The 3,523-nt window shown below is 60.8% G+C and carries 3 protein-coding genes and 1 pseudogene; 3 read left to right on the forward strand and 1 reads right to left on the reverse strand.

Features of this window, described 5'->3' with window-relative positions; all coding sequences use genetic code 11:
- Positions 1–499, forward strand: a 499-nt coding sequence (locus tag HT737_RS17585; RefSeq protein ID WP_182403455.1) for a lipocalin family protein, incomplete at its 5' end; no start/stop codon positions are given.
- A 120-nt stretch (positions 500–619) separates the two neighbouring features.
- Here HT737_RS17585 and HT737_RS17590 read toward each other — a convergent pair.
- A pseudogene (locus HT737_RS17590) lies at positions 620–1,985 on the reverse strand (formimidoylglutamate deiminase).
- A 188-nt stretch (positions 1,986–2,173) separates the two neighbouring features.
- Here HT737_RS17590 and hutC point away from each other — a divergent pair.
- Positions 2,174–2,842: a histidine utilization repressor gene (hutC, locus tag HT737_RS17595; RefSeq protein ID WP_230679353.1), complete on the forward strand. Its 669-nt coding sequence runs from the start codon at positions 2,174–2,176 to the stop codon at positions 2,840–2,842.
- The gene (locus tag HT737_RS17600) at positions 2,839–3,411 is read left to right on the forward strand and encodes a HutD family protein (RefSeq protein WP_182403457.1); all 573 of its coding nucleotides are present in this window, start codon (positions 2,839–2,841) and stop codon (positions 3,409–3,411) included. The genes hutC and HT737_RS17600 overlap by 4 nt, the downstream gene beginning before the upstream one ends.
- Positions 3,412–3,523 lie beyond the last annotated feature (112 nt).

Raw genomic sequence — 3,523 nt, forward strand, 5'->3', positions numbered from 1 at the left:
CTGGCGCCCCAAGACGGCTCACAGTGTCAACCTCAAGCGTTATCAGGGTACTTGGTATGAACTGGCGCGACTGCCGATGTACTTCCAGCGCAACTGCGCGCAATCCGAAGCCCATTATTCGCTCAGGCCGGACGGTAATGTCGACGTGCTCAATCGTTGCCTGACCGCCGACTGGCAATGGGAAGAAGCCAAAGGCAAGGCTTATCCACAGGTGCCGGGCAAGACCGACAAGTTGTGGGTCGAATTCGATACCTGGTTCTCGCGTTTGATTCCGGGAGTGGCGAAAGGCGAATACTGGGTGTTGTACGTCAGCGACGACTACAAGACCGCTATCGTCGGCGACCCGAGCCGCAAGTACATGTGGTTGCTGTCCCGCACGCCGACCGTCAACGGTGTGGTGCGTGAGGAGTTGCTGAGCAAGGCGCGTCAGCAGGGTTACGACACCACGCGACTGATCTGGCGGGCGTCGGATCGGCAGATGGCGAAGACTTCGAATTAAAGACCACCACCAATCAAATGTGGGAGCGAGCCTGCTCGCGAAGAGGGTGTGTCAGTTAACGAAAATGTTGCTGATACACCGCTTTCGCGAGCAGGCTCGCTCCCACATTTTTGTTTTGTGTCAGCCTAAAAGTTCGCGCAGAACCTGGGTGAAAGCACGTGCACTTTCCTCTTCGCCTGCATGCCGGCCATCGCGCACCACCCACTGGCCATTGACCAATACATCGCGTACCTGACGATCGCCGCCAGCAAACAACCAGCGATTCAAAATCCCGTCACCCGTTGCTGTCGCCAGATACGGATCGCTGCCATCGAGCACGATCCAGTCGGCACGCTTGCCGACTTCCAGCGCGCCAATCGGCTGCCCCAATGCCTGGGCGCCGCCGTCCAGCGCCGCGTCATACAACGTGCGCCCGACCATCGGTTGATCCGCCCCATACAAACGGTTGCGCCGCTGGTCGCGCAGACGCTGGCCGTATTCCAGCCAACGCAATTCCTCGACCACGCTGAGCGACACATGGCTGTCGGAACCGATGCCCATGCGCCCGCCCTGCGCGAGGAAATCCACCGCCGGGAAGATCCCGTCGCCGAGGTTGGCTTCGGTGGTCAGGCACAGGCCGGCGATGGCGCGACTCTTGGCCATCAGCGTGACTTCCTCGGGATTGGCGTGGGTCGCGTGAACCAGGCACCAGCGCTGATCGACCTCGGTGTTTTCATAGAGCCATTGCAGCGGCCGGCGACCGCTCCAGCTCAGGCAGTCATCGACTTCCTTCTGCTGCTCGGCGATGTGGATGTGCACCGGGCACTGCTTGTCGCTCGCCGCCAGCACTTCGCTGATCTGTTGCGGGGTGACCGCGCGCAACGAGTGGAAGCACAGCCCCAGCGATTGCGCTGTTTGCTGAGCCAGCAGCGGCTGCAGGCGCGCTTGCAGGTTCAGATAGTTTTCGGTGCTGTTGATAAAGCGGCGCTGCCCGTCATTGGGCGTTTGGCCGCCGAATCCGGAATGGCTGTAAAGCACCGGCAACAGGGTCAGACCGATGCCGCTGTCGCTCGCTGCCTGGCTGATGCGCAGTGCCAGCTCGGCCGGATCGGCATACGGCTGACCGTTGTTGTCGTGGTGCACGTAGTGGAATTCAGCAACCGAGGTGTAACCGGCCTTGAGCATTTCGATGTACAGCTGACGGGCAATCACGCCGAGTTGCTCCGGGCTGATTTTTTCCGACCAGCCGATACATCAGGTCACGCCAGGTCCAAAAGCTGTCGTTGGGATTGCCAGCCACTTCGGCCAGTCCCGCCATCGCGCGCTGGAAGGCGTGGGAGTGCAGATTGGGCATGCCCGGCAGCAGCGGACCGCTCAGCCGCTCGGCGCCATCTGCGGTGGAATCGGCCTGGATTCGGGTCAGCATGCCATCGGCACTGACTTCGAGACGTACATGGTTGGCCCATCCGTTAGGCAGCAGCGCGCGTTCGGCAAAGAAAGCGGACATGGTTCAGCACCCCATCGTGTGTTATTTGTATATACATATACAGACGTTTGCCTGCCCGGTAAACTCCGGCAAGCTAGCAACCTTCATCCAATGAACAGGGATCCACCGTGCCGACTCCGCCTCCAGTCTCCCCGTTGGCCGCGAACCTGGGCGACAGTCCGGCGCCCTTGTACGCCCGCGTCAAACAGATGATCACCCAGCAGATCGACAGCGGTAATTGGCCACCGCACTACCGCGTGCCGTCGGAGAGCGAACTGGTCAGCCAGCTCGGTTTCAGCCGCATGACCATCAACCGCGCGCTGCGCGAAATGACCGCCGACGGCCTGCTGGTGCGCATGCAAGGTGTCGGCACGTTTGTCGCTGAACCGAAGAGCCAGTCTGCGCTGTTCGAAGTGCACAACATCGCCGACGAAATTGCCTCCCGTGGCCATCGCCACACCTGTCAGGTGATCACCCTCGAAGAAGAGGCCGCCGGCTCCGAGCGCGCGTTGGCGCTGGACATGCGCGAAGGGCAGAAGGTCTTCCATTCGCTGATCGTGCATTACGAAAACGACATTCCGGTGCAAATCGAAGACCGTTTCGTCAACGCGCTGGTCGCTCCGGAATACCTCAAGCAGGATTTCACCCTGCAAACCCCTTACGCCTATCTCAACCAGGTCGCGCCGTTGACTGAAGGCGAGCACGTGGTCGAAGCGATCCTCGCCGAGCCGTCCGAGTGCAAGTTGCTGCAGATCGAGAAAGGCGAGCCGTGCCTGTTGATCCGTCGTCGTACGTGGTCGGGCCGTCAGCCGGTGACCGCCGCGCGTTTGATTCACCCAGGTTCCCGTCATCGTCTGGAAGGACGCTTTCATAAATGAGCAGTGAAGTGAAAGTTTTACGCGCCGAAGGTTACCCGCGCATGCCGTGGAAAAACGGCGGCGGCAGCACCGAAGAGATCACCCGTGACGCCGGTGCTGGCCTGGATGGTTTTGGCTGGCGTCTGTCGATTGCCGACATTGCCGAGTCGGGCGGTTTCTCCACCTTCAGCGGTTACCAGCGAGTGATCACCGTCTTGCAGGGTGACGGCATGACGTTGTGCGTCGATGGTGACGACACGCGTCCACTGTTACCGCTGGACCCGTTTGCGTTCAGCGGCGAAAGCCAGGTGTCCTGCACCTTGCTCGGCGGCGCGATACGCGACTTCAACCTGATTTACGCACCGCAGCGTTACCACGCGCGGTTGCAGTGGCTGGACGGTGAACAGCGGTTTTTCAGCTCGGCCTCGACGGTGCTGGTGTTCAGTGTCAGCGAGCTGCTGCAAGTGCGGGTCGGTGGCAGCACTGCGCAACTGGCCCGACATGATTGCCTGCAACTGGACGGTAACACCGGTCTGGTTGAAGTCGCGGTCAATGCCGCGTGCTGCGTGATCGAGCTGACGGCGCGCTGATCCAACTCTGGTAACACTCCTGTGGTGAGGGGATTTATCCCCGATGGCGGCGCAGCAGACCTTTTTGGGACCGCTACGCGCTCCATCGGGGATAAATCCCCCTCACCACAAT

Source organism: Pseudomonas sp. MD195_PC81_125, from assembly GCF_014060985.1.
GTDB lineage: Bacteria > Pseudomonadota > Gammaproteobacteria > Pseudomonadales > Pseudomonadaceae > Aquipseudomonas > Aquipseudomonas parakoreensis.

Coding starts and splice junctions, on each gene's coding strand:
- hutC (WP_230679353.1), top strand. CDS start 2,174: ATGATCACCCAGCAGATCGACAGCGGTAATTGGCCACCGCACTACCGC.
- HT737_RS17600 (WP_182403457.1), top strand. CDS start 2,839: ATGAGCAGTGAAGTGAAAGTTTTACGCGCCGAAGGTTACCCGCGCATG.